Origin of the sequence: Bacillus sp. USDA818B3_A, assembly GCF_009928415.1 — a bacterium.
Classification (GTDB): domain Bacteria; phylum Bacillota; class Bacilli; order Bacillales; family Cytobacillaceae; genus Neobacillus.
In genome coordinates this window covers 32,726-50,615 of record NZ_JAABNN010000021.1, presented here as the reverse complement: position 1 = coordinate 50,615, position 17,890 = coordinate 32,726, and the positions used below count along the sequence as shown (strand labels likewise).

15 protein-coding genes are annotated in these 17,890 nt (G+C 40.4%); all 15 read right to left on the bottom strand.

Annotated features, from left to right (window positions below):
* Positions 1-25 precede the first annotated feature (25 nt).
* Positions 26-1,003 carry an ornithine carbamoyltransferase gene (gene argF, locus GXK58_RS22525; protein ID WP_160725429.1) on the bottom strand — a complete coding sequence of 326 codons (978 nt, stop codon included), beginning with the start codon at positions 1,001-1,003 and terminating at the stop codon, positions 26-28.
* Entirely contained in the window at positions 987-4,223 is a 3,237-nt protein-coding gene (carB, locus tag GXK58_RS22520; RefSeq protein WP_160725428.1) for a carbamoyl-phosphate synthase (glutamine-hydrolyzing) large subunit, read from the bottom strand. The genes argF and carB overlap by 17 nt, the downstream gene beginning before the upstream one ends.
* Positions 4,210-5,286 carry a carbamoyl phosphate synthase small subunit gene (locus tag GXK58_RS22515; protein WP_160725470.1) on the bottom strand — a complete coding sequence of 359 codons (1,077 nt, stop codon included), beginning with the start codon at positions 5,284-5,286 and terminating at the stop codon, positions 4,210-4,212. The genes carB and GXK58_RS22515 overlap by 14 nt, the downstream gene beginning before the upstream one ends.
* 5 nt (positions 5,287-5,291) lie before the next feature.
* Entirely contained in the window at positions 5,292-6,491 is a 1,200-nt protein-coding gene (locus GXK58_RS22510) for an acetylornithine transaminase (RefSeq protein WP_160725427.1), read from the bottom strand.
* Positions 6,491-7,288 carry an acetylglutamate kinase gene (gene argB, locus GXK58_RS22505; RefSeq protein ID WP_160725426.1) on the bottom strand — a complete coding sequence of 266 codons (798 nt, stop codon included), beginning with the start codon at positions 7,286-7,288 and terminating at the stop codon, positions 6,491-6,493. The genes GXK58_RS22510 and argB overlap by 1 nt, the downstream gene beginning before the upstream one ends.
* Before the next feature lie 13 nt (positions 7,289-7,301).
* On the bottom strand, positions 7,302-8,531 hold the full coding sequence (gene argJ / locus GXK58_RS22500) for a bifunctional ornithine acetyltransferase/N-acetylglutamate synthase (RefSeq protein ID WP_237389755.1): 1,230 nt from the start codon (positions 8,529-8,531) through the stop codon (positions 7,302-7,304).
* Positions 8,532-8,601: 70 nt separating this feature from the next.
* Entirely contained in the window at positions 8,602-9,639 is a 1,038-nt protein-coding gene (gene argC / locus GXK58_RS22495) for an N-acetyl-gamma-glutamyl-phosphate reductase (protein ID WP_160725424.1), read from the bottom strand.
* A gap of 244 nt (positions 9,640-9,883) precedes the next feature.
* Entirely contained in the window at positions 9,884-10,660 is a 777-nt protein-coding gene (aroD, locus tag GXK58_RS22490) for a type I 3-dehydroquinate dehydratase (protein WP_160725469.1), read from the bottom strand.
* Positions 10,661-10,662: 2 nt separating this feature from the next.
* Positions 10,663-11,154, bottom strand: a complete 492-nt coding sequence (locus GXK58_RS22485) for a shikimate kinase (protein ID WP_160725468.1) — start codon at positions 11,152-11,154, stop codon at positions 10,663-10,665.
* Between the two features lie 163 nt (positions 11,155-11,317).
* Positions 11,318-12,217, bottom strand: a complete 900-nt coding sequence (locus GXK58_RS22480; RefSeq protein WP_442862496.1) for an ABC transporter permease — start codon at positions 12,215-12,217, stop codon at positions 11,318-11,320.
* Positions 12,218-12,234: 17 nt separating this feature from the next.
* On the bottom strand, positions 12,235-13,242 hold the full coding sequence (locus GXK58_RS22475) for an ABC transporter permease (RefSeq protein WP_160725467.1): 1,008 nt from the start codon (positions 13,240-13,242) through the stop codon (positions 12,235-12,237).
* A 66-nt stretch (positions 13,243-13,308) separates the two neighbouring features.
* Positions 13,309-14,925: an ABC transporter substrate-binding protein gene (locus GXK58_RS22470; protein WP_160725422.1), complete on the bottom strand. Its 1,617-nt coding sequence runs from the start codon at positions 14,923-14,925 to the stop codon at positions 13,309-13,311.
* A gap of 52 nt (positions 14,926-14,977) precedes the next feature.
* Positions 14,978-15,946: an ABC transporter ATP-binding protein gene (locus tag GXK58_RS22465; RefSeq protein ID WP_160725421.1), complete on the bottom strand. Its 969-nt coding sequence runs from the start codon at positions 15,944-15,946 to the stop codon at positions 14,978-14,980.
* Positions 15,927-16,943, bottom strand: coding sequence for an ABC transporter ATP-binding protein (locus tag GXK58_RS22460; RefSeq protein WP_160725420.1), 1,017 nt, complete (start codon positions 16,941-16,943; stop codon positions 15,927-15,929). The genes GXK58_RS22465 and GXK58_RS22460 overlap by 20 nt, the downstream gene beginning before the upstream one ends.
* Positions 16,944-17,106: 163 nt before the next feature.
* Positions 17,107-17,868 (bottom strand): MerR family transcriptional regulator, encoded by a 762-nt coding sequence (locus GXK58_RS22455; protein ID WP_160725419.1) that lies wholly within the window; start codon positions 17,866-17,868, stop codon positions 17,107-17,109.
* Between the last annotated feature and the right edge of the window lie 22 nt (positions 17,869-17,890).

The window sequence follows — 17,890 nt, the reverse complement described above, 5'->3', positions numbered from 1 at the left end:
ACATGTTTCATAGAAAAGGAAGCAATTATGATAGTAAAAGTTTTAAAATTGCTTTTTGCGCATGCAAACGGTTTTCAGCTTCATCAAAGACAACGGAATGAGGGCCATCAATAATTTCACCGGTTACCTCTTCACCGCGGTGTGCCGGTAAACAGTGTAAAAAGATAAAATCTTTATCCGCATGACTGCATAATTCCTCATTCACTTGAAAACCTTGGAATGCTTTTAAACGGATGGCAGTTTCCTCTTCCTGCCCCATGCTGGTCCAAACATCTGTGACGACCACATCAGCATTCTTTATCGCTTCACAAGGATCGTTTGTGATCGTAACCGCAGTTCCAGATTTCTTTCCTGCTTGGATGGCCCTTTCAGTAATTTCTTCATTAGGCATATACCCCTCTGGACTGGCAATACTGATATTCATTCCGACCTTTACAGCCCCTTCCATTAAAGAATGGGCCATATTATTATTACCGTCACCGATATAGCATAGCTTTAATCCTGCCAATTTTCCTTTATGCTCGAGAATGGTCAGCAAATCTGCAAGCACCTGGGTCGGGTGCTGCAGGTCTGTTAATCCATTAATGACAGGGACTGTTGCATGTGAGGCTAACTCTTCAACCGACTCATGTGAGAAGGTACGAATCATGATTCCGTCAATATAACGGGACAAAACCTTAGCGGTATCTGAAATACTCTCGCCGCGGCCAAGCTGAATGTCCTTTGAGCTCAAGAAAATCGCATGCCCGCCTAACTGGAGCATCCCCACTTCAAAGGAAACCCTTGTACGTGTAGAGGACTTTTCAAATATCATCCCTAATACCTTTCCACTTAAGAAGTGATGAGGTTTACCCTGCTTTTGCAGTTTTTTTAATTCGACTGCTTCATTAAGCAAGTAAAGGATTTGATCCGTACTATAATCAGCTAACTGTAAAAAATTTAAACCCTTAAATGTCTGTTTGTTAACGATGCTTTTTCCGTCCGCATTAATTGCTTCTAACATGAACGGCACCTTCTTTCTTAAAATTGTAATACTCGCTGACCGTTCGTACTTCATATTCAGCGCCAAATTTCTTTTGAACATCCAATGTGGTTTCAATTGTATCTAGATGAGTAAACACAGGTGCCTTATAGCGGACTGCATACTCACGAATCTGGAAACCAAATTTGTTTTTATTACGACCTTGGTTCGGTATATTAATAACGGCCTGAATCGCCTTATTTCGGAAAATATCATTTAAATCCTTTTCATCTTTAACTACTAAATCCACAGTAACGCCATTAGACTTCAGAAATAAAGCCGTACCTTCTGTTGCGGCAATTTTGTAATCTTCTCTTACCAATTCCTTTAATACCGCAAGGCTTTCTGCTTTTTCTCTGTCCGAAATCGAACAAAGCAGATAACTTTCTTCCTTGATTCCATTGATTAAAGGTACCGATTTTTGCAGGGCTGCCTGAAAAGTAGTCCCAATTCCAAGTGCTTCCCCTGTTGACTTCATTTCAGGTCCGAGTACATGATCGACTCCCTTAAGCTTACTTGAAGAAAATACTGGTGCTTTTACGGCATAGTAATTAGGTTCAGCTAATAATCCTATTTCTTGGCTTAAACTTAACAATGAATCACCTAATTGAACATTGGTAGCCCACTCGATCATTGGAACGCCAGTGACCTTACTAATAATCGGCACGGTACGTGATGAGCGCGGATTTACTTCCAGCACATAAACCGTTTCATCATAAATAACAAATTGGATATTCATGATGCCAACAACAGGTGCTGACTTAGCGATTCTGCCTGCATAATCAATTAATGTTTCTTTTACTTTGTTAGTTAGTGAAATTGGTGGAAACACTGTGATACTGTCTCCGGAATGCACTCCAGCCTTTTCGATATGCTCAAAAATCCCAGGAACCACAATCTGTTTACCATCACTTATAACATCTACTTCACACTCTTGGCCAGGTAAAAATTTATCCACTAATAACGGCCACATTTCTGCATGTGAGTTATCTTCAAGCTGGGCAATGTATCCCGCTAATTCTTGTTCTGAATAAATCGTATACATCGATTGACCGCCAATAACATACGATGGACGGACAAGTACCGGGTATCCTAATCCTTGAGCTGCTTCGATCAGTTCTTCTGGATGGGAAACGGTTTTCCCTTCAATATGTGGAATTGCTAATTCATCTAGGAGTTGATAAAATTCCTTCCTATCCTCTAAACGGTCCACATTCTTAACTGATGTTCCTAAAATCGTAATTCCTTCTTCTTCTAAATCATGCGCAAGATTAATCGCTGTTTGACCGCCAAACTGGATTAATACGCCATCTACTTTTTCTTTTTCAATGACATGTAAGACATCTTCAGCAGCAAGCGGTTCAAAATACAAACTGTCAGCAACCGAATAGTCCGTACTTACCGTTTCTGGGTTGTTATTAATGACTACGGCCTTAAAGCCTTTTTTCTTAAGAGCTTTCGCAGCGTGAACAGAACAATAATCAAATTCGATGCCCTGCCCAATCCGAATCGGACCAGATCCAATAACAAGAATCTTTTTATTGTCAGTATTCTCTACCTCATCACTGCCATGCCAAGTGGAATAATAGTAAGGTGTAACGGCATCAAATTCAGCTGAACACGTATCTACCATTTTGTAGCCAGGCTTCCATCCGAGTTCTTTCCACTTGTCTCTTACTTGTTTTTCAGGGATTTGATAAATTTGGGCTAATAATTTGTCAGCTACATTGTTCCGCTTGGCTCTTTTTAGCAGGTCGATTGGAACTAAACTCCATTCATAGGAAGCTAGTTCCTTTTCTAACGCAACGATTGAGCTAATTTTGTGTAAAAACCACAGGTCAATTTCAGTCAGTTGTTTTACTTTTTGTATAGTGAGGCCTCTTCTAAATGCTTCGGCAATAACAAATAGTCTCTTGTCATTGGCTGTTTTAAGCAAATCAATCAAAGAAGACTCATCTAATGACTCATATGCTGTTTGACAGAGACCGTAAACATTCATTTCCATAGAACGAATGGCTTTATTTAAAGCCCCTTCAAACGTCCGGTCAATTGCCATAACTTCCCCAGTTGCTTTCATTTGTGTCCCTAGTGTCCGGTCTGCTTCAGGGAATTTGTCAAATGGAAAGCGAGGCAGTTTCACCACAATATAATCAATCGCTGGCTCAAAAGAAGCAAAGGTATTACCTGTTATCGGGTTCACAATCTCATCAAGATGATAACCAATCGCACACTTTGCGGCCATCCTTGCAATCGGATATCCAGTTGCTTTTGAGGCAAGCGCCGATGAACGGCTTACCCTTGGATTTACCTCGATAATATAGTATTGATTGGATTCAGGATGCAAAGCCATCTGAATATTACATCCGCCAATAATCTCTAATTCTCTTATAACTTTTATCGAAACGTCACGAAGCATTTGATATTGAACATCTGTTAATGTTTGTGATGGAGCCACAACAATGGAATCGCCAGTATGAACGCCTACAGGGTCCATATTTTCCATATTACAAACAATGATGCACGTATCGTTTGCATCTCTCATGACTTCATATTCAATTTCCTTCCAGCCTTTAATGCTCTTTTCCACTAAGACCTGGTGAATAGGACTCGCTGCTAACCCTTTTTTCAGCACAACTTCAAGTTCCTCAGCGTTATAGGCGAAACCTCCACCCTCTCCTCCTAATGTATAGGCAGGACGGATGATGACAGGGAACCCAATTTTTTGAACAAATTGAACTCCTTCTTCGTACGTGTGGATGATTTCAGATTCAGGGATGGGTTCACCAATTTTTATCATTAAGTTACGGAACTTCTCGCGGTCCTCTCCATTTTTAATGGATGCGACCGAAGTCCCTAAAAGTTCAACATTGTATTTTTCTAAAATTTTCTGTTCAAATAGCTGAACAGTTAGATTTAATCCAGTTTGACCTCCAAGTGTACCGATTACACCATCAGGTCGTTCTTTTTGGATGATCTTCTCAATCGTTTCTACATTTAATGGTTCAATATATACCTTATCTGCCACTGCTTCATCTGTCATAATAGTGGCTGGATTGTTATTAATGAGAACTACTTCAACGCCCTCTTCTTTCAAAGCGATACATGCTTGTGTACCGGCATAGTCAAATTCTGCTGCCTGCCCTATTACAATTGGTCCTGAACCAATAACAAGTACTTTTTTTAGATTTTTATTTAACGGCATATACGTTCTCTCCCAATGATGCAATCTGACTCACAAAGTCTTTAAAAATATATTCCGTGTCGCTTGGTCCTGGATGTGCTTCAGGATGAAATTGAACGGTTTGAATGGGGTACAATTTATGTTGCAGCCCTTCAATTGATTTGTCATTTATATTACGGTAAGAAACATTAAATACTTTTTGATCAATACTCTCATCCATCACAACATAGCTATGATTTTGTGCAGTTATTTTTACCTTTCCAGTCGTCAATTCCTTCACTGGATGGTTTCCACCTCTATGTCCGTAAGCAAGTTTGGTCGTTTTTGCCCCATATGACAGGGCAATTAACTGATGTCCCAGGCATATTCCGAGAGTTGGATAGGCCTGTGTGATTTTCTTTATTTCCGGGAACCATGCTTTTAACTGCATTGGATCTCCAGGTCCATTGCTTAAAAGAATACCATCTGGATTTAAGGATTTAATTTTCTCAAATGTGGTTGTGTAAGGAACAACGGTTACTGAACAGTTTTCCTCTAGAAGCGCATGAAGGATTGACTTCTTATATCCAAAATCCATTAGCACTACCTGAGGACCATTATTCTTGAAATATTGAATCTTTTTGGTAGATACTTGATCCACCCACATGGTCGGTTTTAGATCGTTAGGAACAATATTTTTCTTTTCTTTTCCTAAATATCCTTTTACTGTACCACGGCTGCGAATGGTTTTAACGAGTCGTCTTGTGTCCACCCCGGCAAGCCCGGAAACCCCTGCAGACTTTAGCTTTTCTGAAAATTTATTAATAGATTGATAATGACTTGGCTCTTCACATAAATCACTAATGACAACCCCTGCTAATGCTGGAGAAATGCTTTCGTCATCCAATGCATTGATTCCATAGTTTCCAATAATCGGATAGCAGAAAGTAATGATTTGTCCGGCATAGGATGGATCAGTGATAATTTCCTGATATCCCGTCATACTTGTATTAAAAACGACTTCCCCAAGAGAATCCTTTTCCGCACCAATTAGTACACCCTCAAATACTTCTCCCGTTTCCAAAGTAAGATAACCTTTTTCCAAAATACTCACGCGCCTTTCTCTATACTTTGGAATGTTTCTTCCAAGACTTTTATACATTCAAGAATTTCTTTTTTAGTTACAGTTAATGGTGGTAAAACACGAACCACATTAGGACCGGCTGTTAAAATTAAAAGATGATTAGTAATGGCTTTTTGTACAATTTCTAAGGCATTAATTTCCACTACTAAGCCTTTTAGGAGTCCTTTACCGCGTACTTCTTTTATAAAAGAGTACTTTACCTTTAAAGCTTGAAGCTGCTGATCTAGGTAATCTGACATAACTTTCACATCTTCAAGTAAATTGCTTTCAACAATATGAGTTACAGTGGCAAGGCCTGCTGCAGTTGCCAATGGGTTTCCTCCAAAGGTACTGCCATGACTGCCCGGTTCAAAGCCTTTCGCAGCCTTTTCTTTCGCAATGATGGCCCCAATGGGAAAGCCGGAACCTAAACCTTTTGCGATACTAATCACATCCGGTTCGATGGAATATTGTTCATAAGCAAATAATGTACCTGTTCTGCCGATTCCTGTTTGGATCTCATCTACCATTAGGAGAATCTCGTTTTCTTTACAGATTTGAGCAAGTTTCGTTACCCATTCTTGCTTTGCAGGAATAACGCCGCCTTCACCTTGAACAAGTTCTAGTAGAACCGCTGCAGGCTTAAGGGTTGTAAGTTTTTCAAGTGCTTCCTCGTCATTAAATGGCAGGTAGCTGAAGCCAGGCAATAGTGGTGCAAAACCGTGCTGAATTTTTTCTTGCCCAGTTGCTGTTAAAGTAGCTAAGGTTCTTCCATGAAAGGATTGTTGAAAGGTAACAACCTCTGATGAACTGTTTCCCTTTACTTTATTCGCATATCTTCTTGCCAACTTAATAGCAGCTTCATTCGCTTCGGCGCCACTGTTGCAAAAGAAAACTTGATCGCCGCAGCTATTTTCTGTTAACAATGCAGCTAGCTTTTGTTGATTAGGAATATGATAAAGGTTTGAACAATGCCATAAGTTTTGCAATTGTTCTTCCAGTTTTTCTTTTACTGGATCGGGAACATGCCCTAAGTTACAAGTGGCAATACCTGAAGTAAAATCTAAGAATTGGTTTCCTTGGTCATCCCACACATAACTTCCTTTTCCCTTTACTATGGTGACAGGGAATCGGCTGTAGGTGGCCATTACAGGTGTGATTAGGGAAACGGAAGTCTCATTCGTCATTACGCAATCTCCTCTTCTAAGACAATTTTTGTTCCGACGCATTTACCATTTGTATAGTCTAATAGGCTATTTTTTTCAAAGCCGTTAATGATTCCAACTTCAGGGATATTATGAACAAGGCCGTCAATCGCTGCTTGAACCTTTGGTATCATTCCCCCATAAATAGTTTCATCTTCGATCATCTGTTCAATAATCGCCTTTGAGACCTTATCGAGTTTGGTTTTAACACCATCATTTTCAACTAAGATTCCTGGAATATCACTAATGAAGCAAAGATTTGCTTCCAATGATTTGGCGATCGCAGATGCGGCGATATCACCATTTATGTTGTACCGTTGGCCGGAAGAATCGATCCCAACCGGAGAGATAATTGGAATAAAACCTTGGCTGACAATTCCTTCGATGATAGTATGATTTACTTCAACCACTTCTCCAACAAATCCCAAGGTTTTTGCATTCGCTGTTGGAGCTGCCTTCAGCAATCCTCCATCTACGCCGCTAATTCCTACAGCATTTCCGCCAACTTCTACAAGGTTTCTCACCACTTGTTTGTTGACCGAACCGCTTAATACCATTTCGACTATGTCTAGAACCTGATGGTCAGTTACTCTTAGTCCGTTCACGAATTTAGTTTCAACATTCAAACTTTTTAATAGGGACGTGATCAGCGGGCCGCCGCCATGAACGATAATTGGCGTCCACTCACTGGATGTGTGCATCTTTACAATATCTTCATAAAAGGATCTTGGCAGATTTTCTAACACACTTCCGCCACACTTAATGACTAAATATTTCATTTTAAGTCCTCCCTTAAGTGCGGTAGGATGCATTAATTTTTACATAGTCGTAAGTAAGATCGCATCCCCAGGCAGTTGCACTGTAGTCACCTTGATTTAAGTTAACAAATATAACAACATTCTCTTGTTCTAAGTAGCTTTTTACTTCTTCCTCATCTATTGGGCACGGCAGGCCCTTTTCAAATACTTTATATTCACCGATTGAAACTTCTAATAAATTAGGTACAATTGGTACTCCGCTGTATCCTGCAGCTGTAACTATGCGTCCCCAGTTTGGGTCCGTTCCATAGATAGCTGTTTTTACGAGATTAGATGAAATAATTGATTTGCCCACTGTTTTAGCTGCATCTGTATTGAAAGCTCCACTTACTTGGACTTCCACAAGCTTTGTTGCTCCTTCACCGTCTCTAGCGATTTTTTTCGCAAGTTCCTTGCAGACAATACCTAATCCTTCTACAAAGATATCCCATTCAGGATGCTCTTTTGTCAGCTGCTCATTGTCTGCTAATCCATTCGCCATAACGAGAACCATGTCATTGGTACTTGTGTCTCCATCAACGGTGATCATGTTGAAAGTTGTATTGGTTATACCCTTTAGTGCTGATAACAGGTCATCCTGGGCTACATTGGCATCAGTTGTTACAAAGCCAAGCATGGTTGCCATATTTGGATGAATCATTCCTGAACCTTTTGCAGCACCGCCGATTGAAACGGTCTTACCATCAATCGATAATTGAACTCCAATTTGTTTGATGCATGTATCCGTAGTTAAAATGGCTTGTTTAAAATTGGCCTCTTGTTCGTATTCCTGTTGGAGGATTTGTTTAATCCCGCTATTGATGCAATCCATTGGGAGCAATTCACCAATTACACCAGTCGAGGTTACGGCAACAAGATCGGTCTCTATGCCTAACTCATTTGCGAAATTACTTTGCATTGCCTTTGCATCAAGCAGCCCCTGCTCTCCTGTACAAGCATTGGCGTTACCTGAATTAACAAGTATGGCTTGAATTTTCTTTTCTTTTGCGATACTTTCTTGCGTTACGATGAGTGGTGCTGCTTGAAAAATATTTGTTGTATAAACTCCTGCTACCGCTGCCGGAACTTCCGATACAATATATCCCAAATCAAGACGCTTCTTCTTAACTCCGCAATGCATACCGCCCGCCTTATAACCCTTTGGTAAGGTTACACTTTCATTTCCAAGTACAACGATCTTGTTGGTTGATGTGGCTTGTGTCAATTTACTTTTCCCCCTTAAGTTCCCCTTGGCATTTAACCGGGCTTTTAATTTGTAATTATTAATCTTTTCATTATGGATACATTGGTAAATCAGTGAGCCCAGTATGTTCATTCCAGCCATTCATCAGGTTGGCGTTCTGAATTGCTTGACCTGCAGCACCTTTTACTAAATTGTCGATTACGGAAATGACAGTTAACCGATTGGTCCGTTCATCCACATGCAAACCAATATCGCAAAAGTTTGATCCCATCACTTCTTTTGTTGAAGGAATGTTTCCTTCCGGCCGTACTCTTATAAAATGAGATTCATCATAAAATTGTTTATATAAATCGATAACTTTTTTTGTTGAAATTTTTTCTTCTAGATTCACGTACATCGTGCACATGATTCCCCTTGTCATTGGAGCAAGATGTGTAGTAAAGGTAACGGTAATTGGATTACCGCTCTCATCCGACAGCACTTGTTCTATTTCAGGAATATGTTGATGTTTTCCTAGTTTATAAGCTTTGAAGTTTTCGTTAATCTCTGAGTAATGAGAAGTTAATGAAAGGCCCCGACCGGCACCTGATACTCCGGATTTGGCATCTATAATGATGGATCTTTCATCAGCAAATCCAGACTTGATAATTGGCAATAGACCAAGATTAGTTGCTGTTGGATAACAGCCAGGATTTGCAATGAAAGAAGCATTCTTAATTTCTTCTTTATAAACTTCACTCAAACCGTACACTGCCCGTGATAAGTACTTCTCATCCGGTGATGGGTGCTTATACCAGGTTTCATACTCTACGCGTGACCTTAGCCGGAAGTCGCCGGAAAGATCAATGCACGTTATTCCTTTTTCAAGCAGCTGTGGTACAAGTTTGCTGCTCACACCTGAAGGGGTGGCTAGAAAAACAATTTCATTCTCTTCACTTAATCTATTAGTATCAAATTTTTCAAGAGGCTGCACAACAATATCTGAAAGATGTGGGTACACATCACTAAATTGAACTCCAGCTTGAGAGTTGGATACAACTGAACCAATCTCCAAGTATGGGTGCTTATTAATTAACCTGACTAACTCAATCGAACCATAACCCGTTCCACCGATGATCGCTGCTTTCATTTCTTCCACTCCCAAGTCGCTTTCATAATGAATTATTATACATACTTATATATAAATATTCAACCACTAAATACCTTAATTTTTTATTTTTACTGAAAATTATCGCCTTTTATTTTGTAAACGTTTTCATTCTCCTTTGTAAGATTATACATTCTATATGCATAGATCTAAAAACATGTATAAATCAAAAAAGAAGCTCCTCAAAAATAAGGAACTCCCATTAGGATTTTATGAAATCATTGAGTTATAAACTAGTATGAAGCAAATTTAATATGCTTCTAAGTTCCGTTACGGCTATCTGACCTGGCGCTGAAGCTTTCTTAGCCGCCCCAAAGGTAAGGGCTGAGCCAAATATTTCTCCGGCTAATCGGCTGATAACCCCTTTTCCTGACATAGACATGGTAATAATCGGTCTGTCAGCGAATTGTTCATTCATGGCAGCAGTGGCATCCAACAATGTCAATACATCAACTGTACTCTTCGGCATTACTGCAATCTTTGGCAGGTCTCCTCCTAATTCTTGGGCCTTAAGCAAGCGCGAAATAATTTCCTCTTTAGAAGGAGTTGCATGAAAATCATGATTAGAAATAATCACATAAACATTCTGAACATGAGCTGCTTCGATTAAAGCTTTAACATCCTTTTCTTCATTAAATAACTCAATATCAACTATATCAACTAAGCCAGTTTCTGCGATAGCCTTATTTAATTCAAAATAGAAAGCACTGCCAACCTCTTTTTCTCCGCCTTCTTTTGCACTGCGGAAGGTGAACACAAGCGGGATTTCTGCAAGAACTTCTCGAATTTGAATCAAAGCTTCTTTGACTTTATCAATTTGCTCAACATGTTCAAAAAAGTCCACCCGCCACTCGACTACATCTAAATCAAGTGTTTTTAAGAAATTAGCTTCCTCTATTAATTGAGCTAAAGTTGTCCCTACCATCGGTACACATATTTTTGGAGCACCATCACCTATGGTTACTCCTCTAACTGTAACGTATTTTTTAACATTTTCTTTCATCATTATTTCACACCAAATTCCATTTTTAGTTTGGAAACAATTTGTTCAGCAATCTCATCCGCGCTTCTTTGGTCTGTATTGATTTTCAAATGATGCTGAGCATAGATAGCTTGTCTGCTATAATAAAGCTCTTCCATTTCACCAATAGACTTCCCATGTAAAACGGGTCGGCTTTCAAAAATTAAACTGAGCCTGTTTTTCCAACTTTCTAAGGATAAATCCAGATGAATGACGATGCAGGAGGATAGACAAATCTCTCTAATCTCTTCTTGAAGAAACGCACCACCGCCGAGTGAAATCACCTTGTTTTCTTGTTCTGCAAAATTCGCAATCAACTGTTTCTCCTTGGCTCTGAATGCTTTTTCGCCGATTTGTTTAAAAATTTGTGAAACCGGCAGACCATATTCTTTTTCAATCTCTTCATCTACATCTATAAAAGGACGACCTAGCTTGTTAGCGGCCAGCTTTCCAATCGTCGTTTTTCCAACTCCCATAAATCCGATAAAAACAATACTTTTCTCTCCGTTCTTCAAAACCTTTCATCCCCCTAAAGGCCAAACCTGTTTTTTTACATCATTATAATGCTTAATTGAAAATTTAGAAACTACCGTCATTTTAAAGAACAGAAAAAGACCCCAAGCGGAGTCTATGAATCGATTAATTCTTCATTTTTGGGTCAAGCACATCCCTAAGTCCATCTCCCATTAAATTAAATCCCAACACTGTCAGCATAATTGCTATACCTGGAAAAAAGAGTGTCCATGGTGCCTGAGTAATATAATTCTTTGAATCTGCAAGCATTTTCCCCCACTCTGGCGCGGGTGCCTGTGCCCCCATACCCAAAAATCCAAGGGCAGCGGCTTCAATAATGGATGTGGCAATTGCCAGGGTCGCTTGGACAATAACCGGAGAAATACTATTAGGTAAAATATGACGAAGGAGAATTCTCGTATCCTTCATTCCAACTGCACGGGCGGCCATAATATATTCTTCTTGTTTGACACTTAAAACCTTGGAGCGGACCAGCCGGCCAAAGGTTGGAATATTAATAATTGCAATGGCAATCAGGGCATTCTTTAAGGATGGTCCTAGAATGGCAACGACCGCAATGGCTAATAGAATACTTGGAAATGCAAGCATAATATCAAAAATACGTGAAATAACTGTATCTATAATGCGGCCATAATATCCTGCTGTTATTCCTAAGATGGTCCCGAAAACAACAGACCCCAGAACGGAGAAAAAGCCGACCCACAAGGATATTCTCGCCCCATAAACAATCCGTGAGAAGATATCACGTCCAAAGTCATCGGTGCCGAACCAATGGTCACTTGAAGGCGGGAGCATTCTGTCCGTCAGCACTTGCTCTTTAAAACTATAGGGAGCAATGATCGGTGCTAAAACAGCAATCATGATAAAAAAAGCGACAATGAATAAGCCAGCCAGCGCAAGCCGATTTTTATAGAATGAGATCCACGCTTCCTTCCAGGGAGGTATCAACTGCTCTTCAACGATCTCTGGAGTGAGTGTTGGTGATTTTTTTACAAGTTCAGCCACTTTTGAAGACACCTCCATTATTTCGTATATTTAATCCTTGGATCAACAAGGATATATAATAGATCGACGATTAAATTAATAACTACAAAGATAGCTGCGATAATTAAAATGCCCGACTGAATGACTGGATAATCACGATAGCCAATTGCATCATATAGGTATCTGCCAATTCCCGGCCAGCCAAAGATTGTTTCTGTCAGGATAGCTCCCCCTAACAGCAGGCCCGTTTGCAGCCCGATAATGGTTAATACCGGAATAATGGCATTTTTTAATGAATGTTTATAAACTACCCAAAACATACTTAGCCCCTTTGCCCTGGCTGTACGGATGTAATCTGATTTCATCACCTCTAGCATGGCTGCACGAGTCATTCTTGCAATAATAGCCATCGGAATAGTGGCAAGAGCCAAACTTGGCAGAATTAAATGTTTAAGCACCACGATAAACTGATCGAATCTTCCTTGTAATAAGGTATCTAGTAAGTAAAGATTAGTAATTGCTGATACGGGATCTCTAACATTTTCCCGGCCTGTTGTGGGAAGCCAGCCTAAATGAATAGAAAATGCCCATTGTTCCATTAACCCAAGCCAAAAAATAGGCATTGACACCCCAATAAGAGCGAGCATCATTGCAGCATAATCAAACCATGACCTGGAGAACCAGGCACTGATAATACCAGCGTTTACTCCAATAATCACAGCAATAATCATCGCAACAAGCGTTAATTCCACTGTTGCTGCTAAGTAAGACCAAATTTCTTCATTAATAGGGCCTCTTGTCCTGAGGGAAATTCCAAGGTCCCCATGAAGCAAGCCTTTAAGATAATCTACGTATTGTATATACCAAGGCCGGTCCAGCCCTAATTCCTTTGTTAATGTAGCAATAGATTCTGCCGTTGCTCTTTGACCAAGAATAACTTGAGCTGGATTTCCCGGTATCGCATGGATAATAGCAAATACAACTAGTGTCATTCCAATTAAAACTGGAATTAACGACAATACGCGGCGGACGGTGTAGGGAAACAATTTTTTCACCTCTTTTGGTCGTCGATTGGTAAACAAAAGGGAGGGAAAGCCCCTCCCCTCTTTGTCCTATTTAAATTCAACCTTTGTCAGCGCTTCTGAACCTGTTGGGTGCGGCAGGTAGTTAACCACATCTTTCCCTGCTGCTAACAATGGTGTGGAATGTACAAGCGGAACCCAAGGAGCATCTTCATGAATGATGACTTGAGCTTCCTCGTAAAGGGCATTACGTTTCGCCTGATCTGTTTCAGTCTGAGCCTTAATTAGGATATCGTGCAATTTGTCATTGCTATAGTAAGAATAGTTATTGCTGCCGATGCTGTCTTTATCAAGCAATGTATATAGGAAGTTATCCGGGTCCCCATTATCACCGGTCCAGCCAAGCATGAACATATCAAACTCACCTTTGGCGGCTTTGTCTAAATAAGTAGCCCAGTCAACCGATTGGATTTTGGCTTTGACACCAATTTTACTTAGGCTCTCTTGAATCACTTCGGCAACCTTTTGTGCCTCAGGCATATACGGGCGTGCTACAGGCATAGCCCAAAGGTCAATTTCAAAGCCTTTTTCGTATCCAGCTTCTTTCAATAATTGTTTTGCTTTCTCTAAATCATATGGGTATGGCTCAATTGACTTGTTATAGCCTTCAATAGAAGGAGGCATTGGATTAGCGGCCTCGAGGGCTTTCCCCCCATAAAATGCATCAATGATTGATTTTTTATCAATCGCATAGTTCATCGCTTGGCGAACCAGCTTATTATCGAATGGCTTCCGAGTGGTAGTCAAACCAATGTACCCTACGTTCATTGATGGACGTTCAATCACTTGAAGATTATTATTTGCTTTTACAGCGTCCTCATCTGAATTGTTTAGGCCATCCATGACATCGATCTCGCCATTGGCCAGCGCATTAAGACGAGCGGTGTTTTCAGGTATAACACGGAAAATGACCTTATTTAATTTAGGGTAGCCTTTTTGCCAATAGTCTGGGTTTTTTTCAAGTGTAATTGTATCGTTTTCTTTCCATTCAACGAATTTGAATGCGCCTGTGCCAACAGGGTGTTCTCTAAATTTATCACCGTATTTTTTCACAGCGTCAGGACTGGCAATCCCAAACGGAGACATTGCCAAGTTCTTTAGGAATGGTGCCTGCGGTCGAGTTAAGCTAAATTGCACGGTATGTTCATCTATCGCTTTAACCTCTTTAATGACGTGCCCCTCTTCCCCTTTATATCCGCCAAACATCGTATAGTAAGGGAAACTGTCCGCATTTCCATTCATCCAGCGATTAAAGTTATATACCACTGCTTCTGCATTAAAATCGGTCCCATCATGGAATTTAACTCCCTGCCGCAGCTTGAAGGTGTAGGTTAATCCATCAGGAGTGACTTCCCATGATTCAGCAAGTCCCGGATTTATTGTTGTATCTTGGTCGCCATATTGGATTAATGTTTCAAAAATGTTTTCGGTTATCTTAAAAGTCTCCCCTTCCGTTGAGGTGATTGGGTCAAGTGAGGTAGAATCCCCTCCACGGCCATAGACTAGTGTATCCTTTTTCGTTTCATTTCCAGAAGCAGACTCATCCTTGCCTCCTGTTGTTTCATTTGATTTGCTGCTGCAGCCAACTAAAAACAAACTGATGGCTAATACTGCGATCAACAGCAGTTTAAAAGACTTCTTCCTCATGAGTTTCTTTCCCCCTAATAAATTTTTTATTTATTAACATCAATGCTGCAAATCACTCGTTATATAAGTGACAGGCAACAAAATGACCATTACTTTCTTTTTCTATTGGTCTTGTTGTTTTGCAGATATCCATGCATTCGGTGCATCTTGTATGAAAAGCACAACCTTTTGGGGGATTAGCCGGGCTTGGCAGCTCCCCTTCTATTAAGACCGTTCGCTTTTGGAAATCTGGATCAGGTATTGGAACCGCCGATAAAAGTGCTTTTGTGTACGGGTGCATCGGGTTCTCATAGAGTTCCTCACTGTCTGCCACCTCTATTAATCTGCCTAAATACATCACACCCACACGGTCGCTGACATGCCGGACCACCCCCAAATCATGGGCGATAAAAATATAGGTCAGCTTAAACTCATTTTGGATATCTTTCATTAGATTAAGAACTTGGGCCTGAATCGAAACATCGAGGGCTGATACCGGTTCATCTGCAATAATTAGTTTCGGTTTTGTCATCAGTGCCCTGGCAATCCCAATCCGCTGGCGCTGCCCGCCGCTAAATTGGTGTGGATATCTTTTGGCATGATAACTGCTTAAGCCTACTACCTCGAGCATCTCTCTTACCTGCCTGCGGCGTTCCTCCCTTGTCCCAATTCCATGTACAATTAAAGGTTCTTCAAGGATTTGTTCAATGGAATGTCTAGGGTTTAACGATGCATATGGGTCCTGGAAGACCATTTGAATGTCCCTGCGCACTCTTCTTAATTCCGACTTTGACATACTGGTAATCTCTTTATCTTCAAACATTATTTTTCCATCATTTGCTTCAAGTAAGCGCAATAATAACCTGCCTGTAGTAGACTTCCCACAGCCGCTCTCCCCAACAATGCCGAGAGTCTCTCCTTTTTTTACAAAAAAGGAAACATCGTCAACTGCCCTGACTTCCCCCTGTTTCTTACCAAATAAACCGCCTGTAATTGGGAAATATTTTTTTAGACCATTGACCTCAAGTAGCACTTTTGTCAAGCTGATCACTCCCCTCTTTCAATGTATGTAGGAAGCATCGTACTTCATGTCCATCTTTTTGCAGATTAGCTAATTCAGGCGCTTCTTTTAGGCATTTAGCAAATAAGTGAGGGCATCTTGCGGCAAAACGGCAGCCCTGTTTTACTGTTCCTGGAGCTGGAACGGTTCCAGGTATACTGTATAGTCGATCTTTCTTCCCTCTAATATCTGGAACGGACTTTAGCAGGCCTTTTGTATAAGGATGCTGCGGATTCTTTAAGATTTTCCTGACATCCCCTTGTTCTACAATTTGCCCTGCATACATGACAATCACTCGTTGGCAGATTTCAGCAACGACACCTAGATCATGAGTAATGAGAATAATGGAGGTATTTGTTTTTTTATTTAAATCCTTCATTAATGAAAGGATTTGTGCCTGTATCGTCACATCGAGAGCGGTCGTAGGCTCGTCCGCAATCAGCACCTTAGGACTGCATGCCATGGCCATGGCAATCATAACCCGCTGCCTCATCCCGCCTGATAATTGGTGAGGGTACTCCTTTAGAATTTCATCTGCTCTAGGAATGCCAACTAATCGCAGTAATTCAATGCTCCTGACTTTCATTTCCTTCTTTGTCAGATTGGTATGTAAGCGAATGGCTTCATCCAATTGATTTCCAATCGTGAACAACGGATTTAACGATGTCATTGGTTCTTGAAAAATCATCGATATTTGATTGCCGCGGATTTTTCTCCACTCTTTTTCCGAACTGGCTGTTAGATCCTTTCCTGCAAAGGTAATGTTGCCATTGTCGACTTTTCCAGGGGGAGAAGGCACCAACCCCATCGCAGCCAGGGAAGTTACACTCTTTCCACTCCCTGATTCGCCAACAATACCGAGAATTTCGCCCTCTATTAAATCAAAACTGACTCCATCTACAGCCGGGACATATTTCCCACCCGTTTGAAACGATACCTTTAATTCATTAATTCGAAGAATAGGTCCTTTATCCACCATCACACCTGCCTTTTCTTTTCTACTAGCGAAACAAAAAAGCTTCTATAATCTATTGATTTTCAGTACCAAATATTCATACAATCTTTCGACTTTCTACATTTTTAAGTGATATAAATGAAAAAAGGTGCCTGACACCACCTTCGGTGGTGTCAGGCACCTTTAATTACTTTTTCCCTGTGTAAATATATATTGCATCTCTTAAAAATTTAGCTGTGCCTGGCTGCTCTTTATCATAGTAGGCTGTGAATCTTTCATCGTCTACATACATTTGGGCTAGACCCGCATGAGCTTCCTTGCTGTATTCATTCCAATAGTAGCATAACCATTGTTTATGGAGTTCAGCTGCCTTTTGAGCCAATTCTCCTGCAGGGTCACCAGTTTTAAACGCCTCTGCCAAAGTTACGGTAATATTTTCAGCTAATGCAGTGACTTCATCATGCTGCTTCTGCGTCATATTCATGACCTTCGCATTAGATTGGTCTACTTGATCGTTACCATATTTTTGACGAATTTCTTTACCATAGTTCTTCTCGTTTTCTTCTATCATCTTTTTCTTAAACCCTTCGAACTTTTCTTTATCAGACATCTTTATTCTCCCTTCCGTTAACGCAATGGTTTTATCGACATTAGCGATTAATAAATCTAATTGTTTCTTTCTCTCAAGGAGTTTTTCACGATGTTCTCTAAGTGCGGCCGCACCATCAAAGGATGGATCGTAGACTATTTCTTTAATTTTTTCTAAACTGACATCTAGTTCCCTATAAAATAAAATTTGCTGCAGCCGATCGACCTCCGCCTGGCCATAAATACGATAACCTGACGAACTGATTCTTGCCGGCTTAAGAATCCCAATTTCATCATAATATCTTAAAGTTCTCGTACTAATCCCCGCCAAACTGGCCAACTTTTGCACTGTATACTCCATTCGTTTTACCTCCTCTTGATAT

Coding starts and splice junctions, on each gene's coding strand:
- GXK58_RS22470 (WP_160725422.1), bottom strand. CDS start 14,925: ATGAGGAAGAAGTCTTTTAAACTGCTGTTGATCGCAGTATTAGCCATC.
- argF (WP_160725429.1), bottom strand. CDS start 1,003: ATGTTAGAAGCAATTAATGCGGACGGAAAAAGCATCGTTAACAAACAG.
- carB (WP_160725428.1), bottom strand. CDS start 4,223: ATGCCGTTAAATAAAAATCTAAAAAAAGTACTTGTTATTGGTTCAGGA.
- GXK58_RS22455 (WP_160725419.1), bottom strand. CDS start 17,868: ATGGAGTATACAGTGCAAAAGTTGGCCAGTTTGGCGGGGATTAGTACG.
- GXK58_RS22460 (WP_160725420.1), bottom strand. CDS start 16,943: ATGGTGGATAAAGGACCTATTCTTCGAATTAATGAATTAAAGGTATCG.
- argB (WP_160725426.1), bottom strand. CDS start 7,288: ATGAAATATTTAGTCATTAAGTGTGGCGGAAGTGTGTTAGAAAATCTG.
- GXK58_RS22485 (WP_160725468.1), bottom strand. CDS start 11,154: ATGGGAGTTGGAAAAACGACGATTGGAAAGCTGGCCGCTAACAAGCTA.
- argC (WP_160725424.1), bottom strand. CDS start 9,639: ATGAAAGCAGCGATCATCGGTGGAACGGGTTATGGTTCGATTGAGTTA.
- GXK58_RS22510 (WP_160725427.1), bottom strand. CDS start 6,491: ATGACGAATGAGACTTCCGTTTCCCTAATCACACCTGTAATGGCCACC.
- aroD (WP_160725469.1), bottom strand. CDS start 10,660: ATGAAAGAAAATGTTAAAAAATACGTTACAGTTAGAGGAGTAACCATA.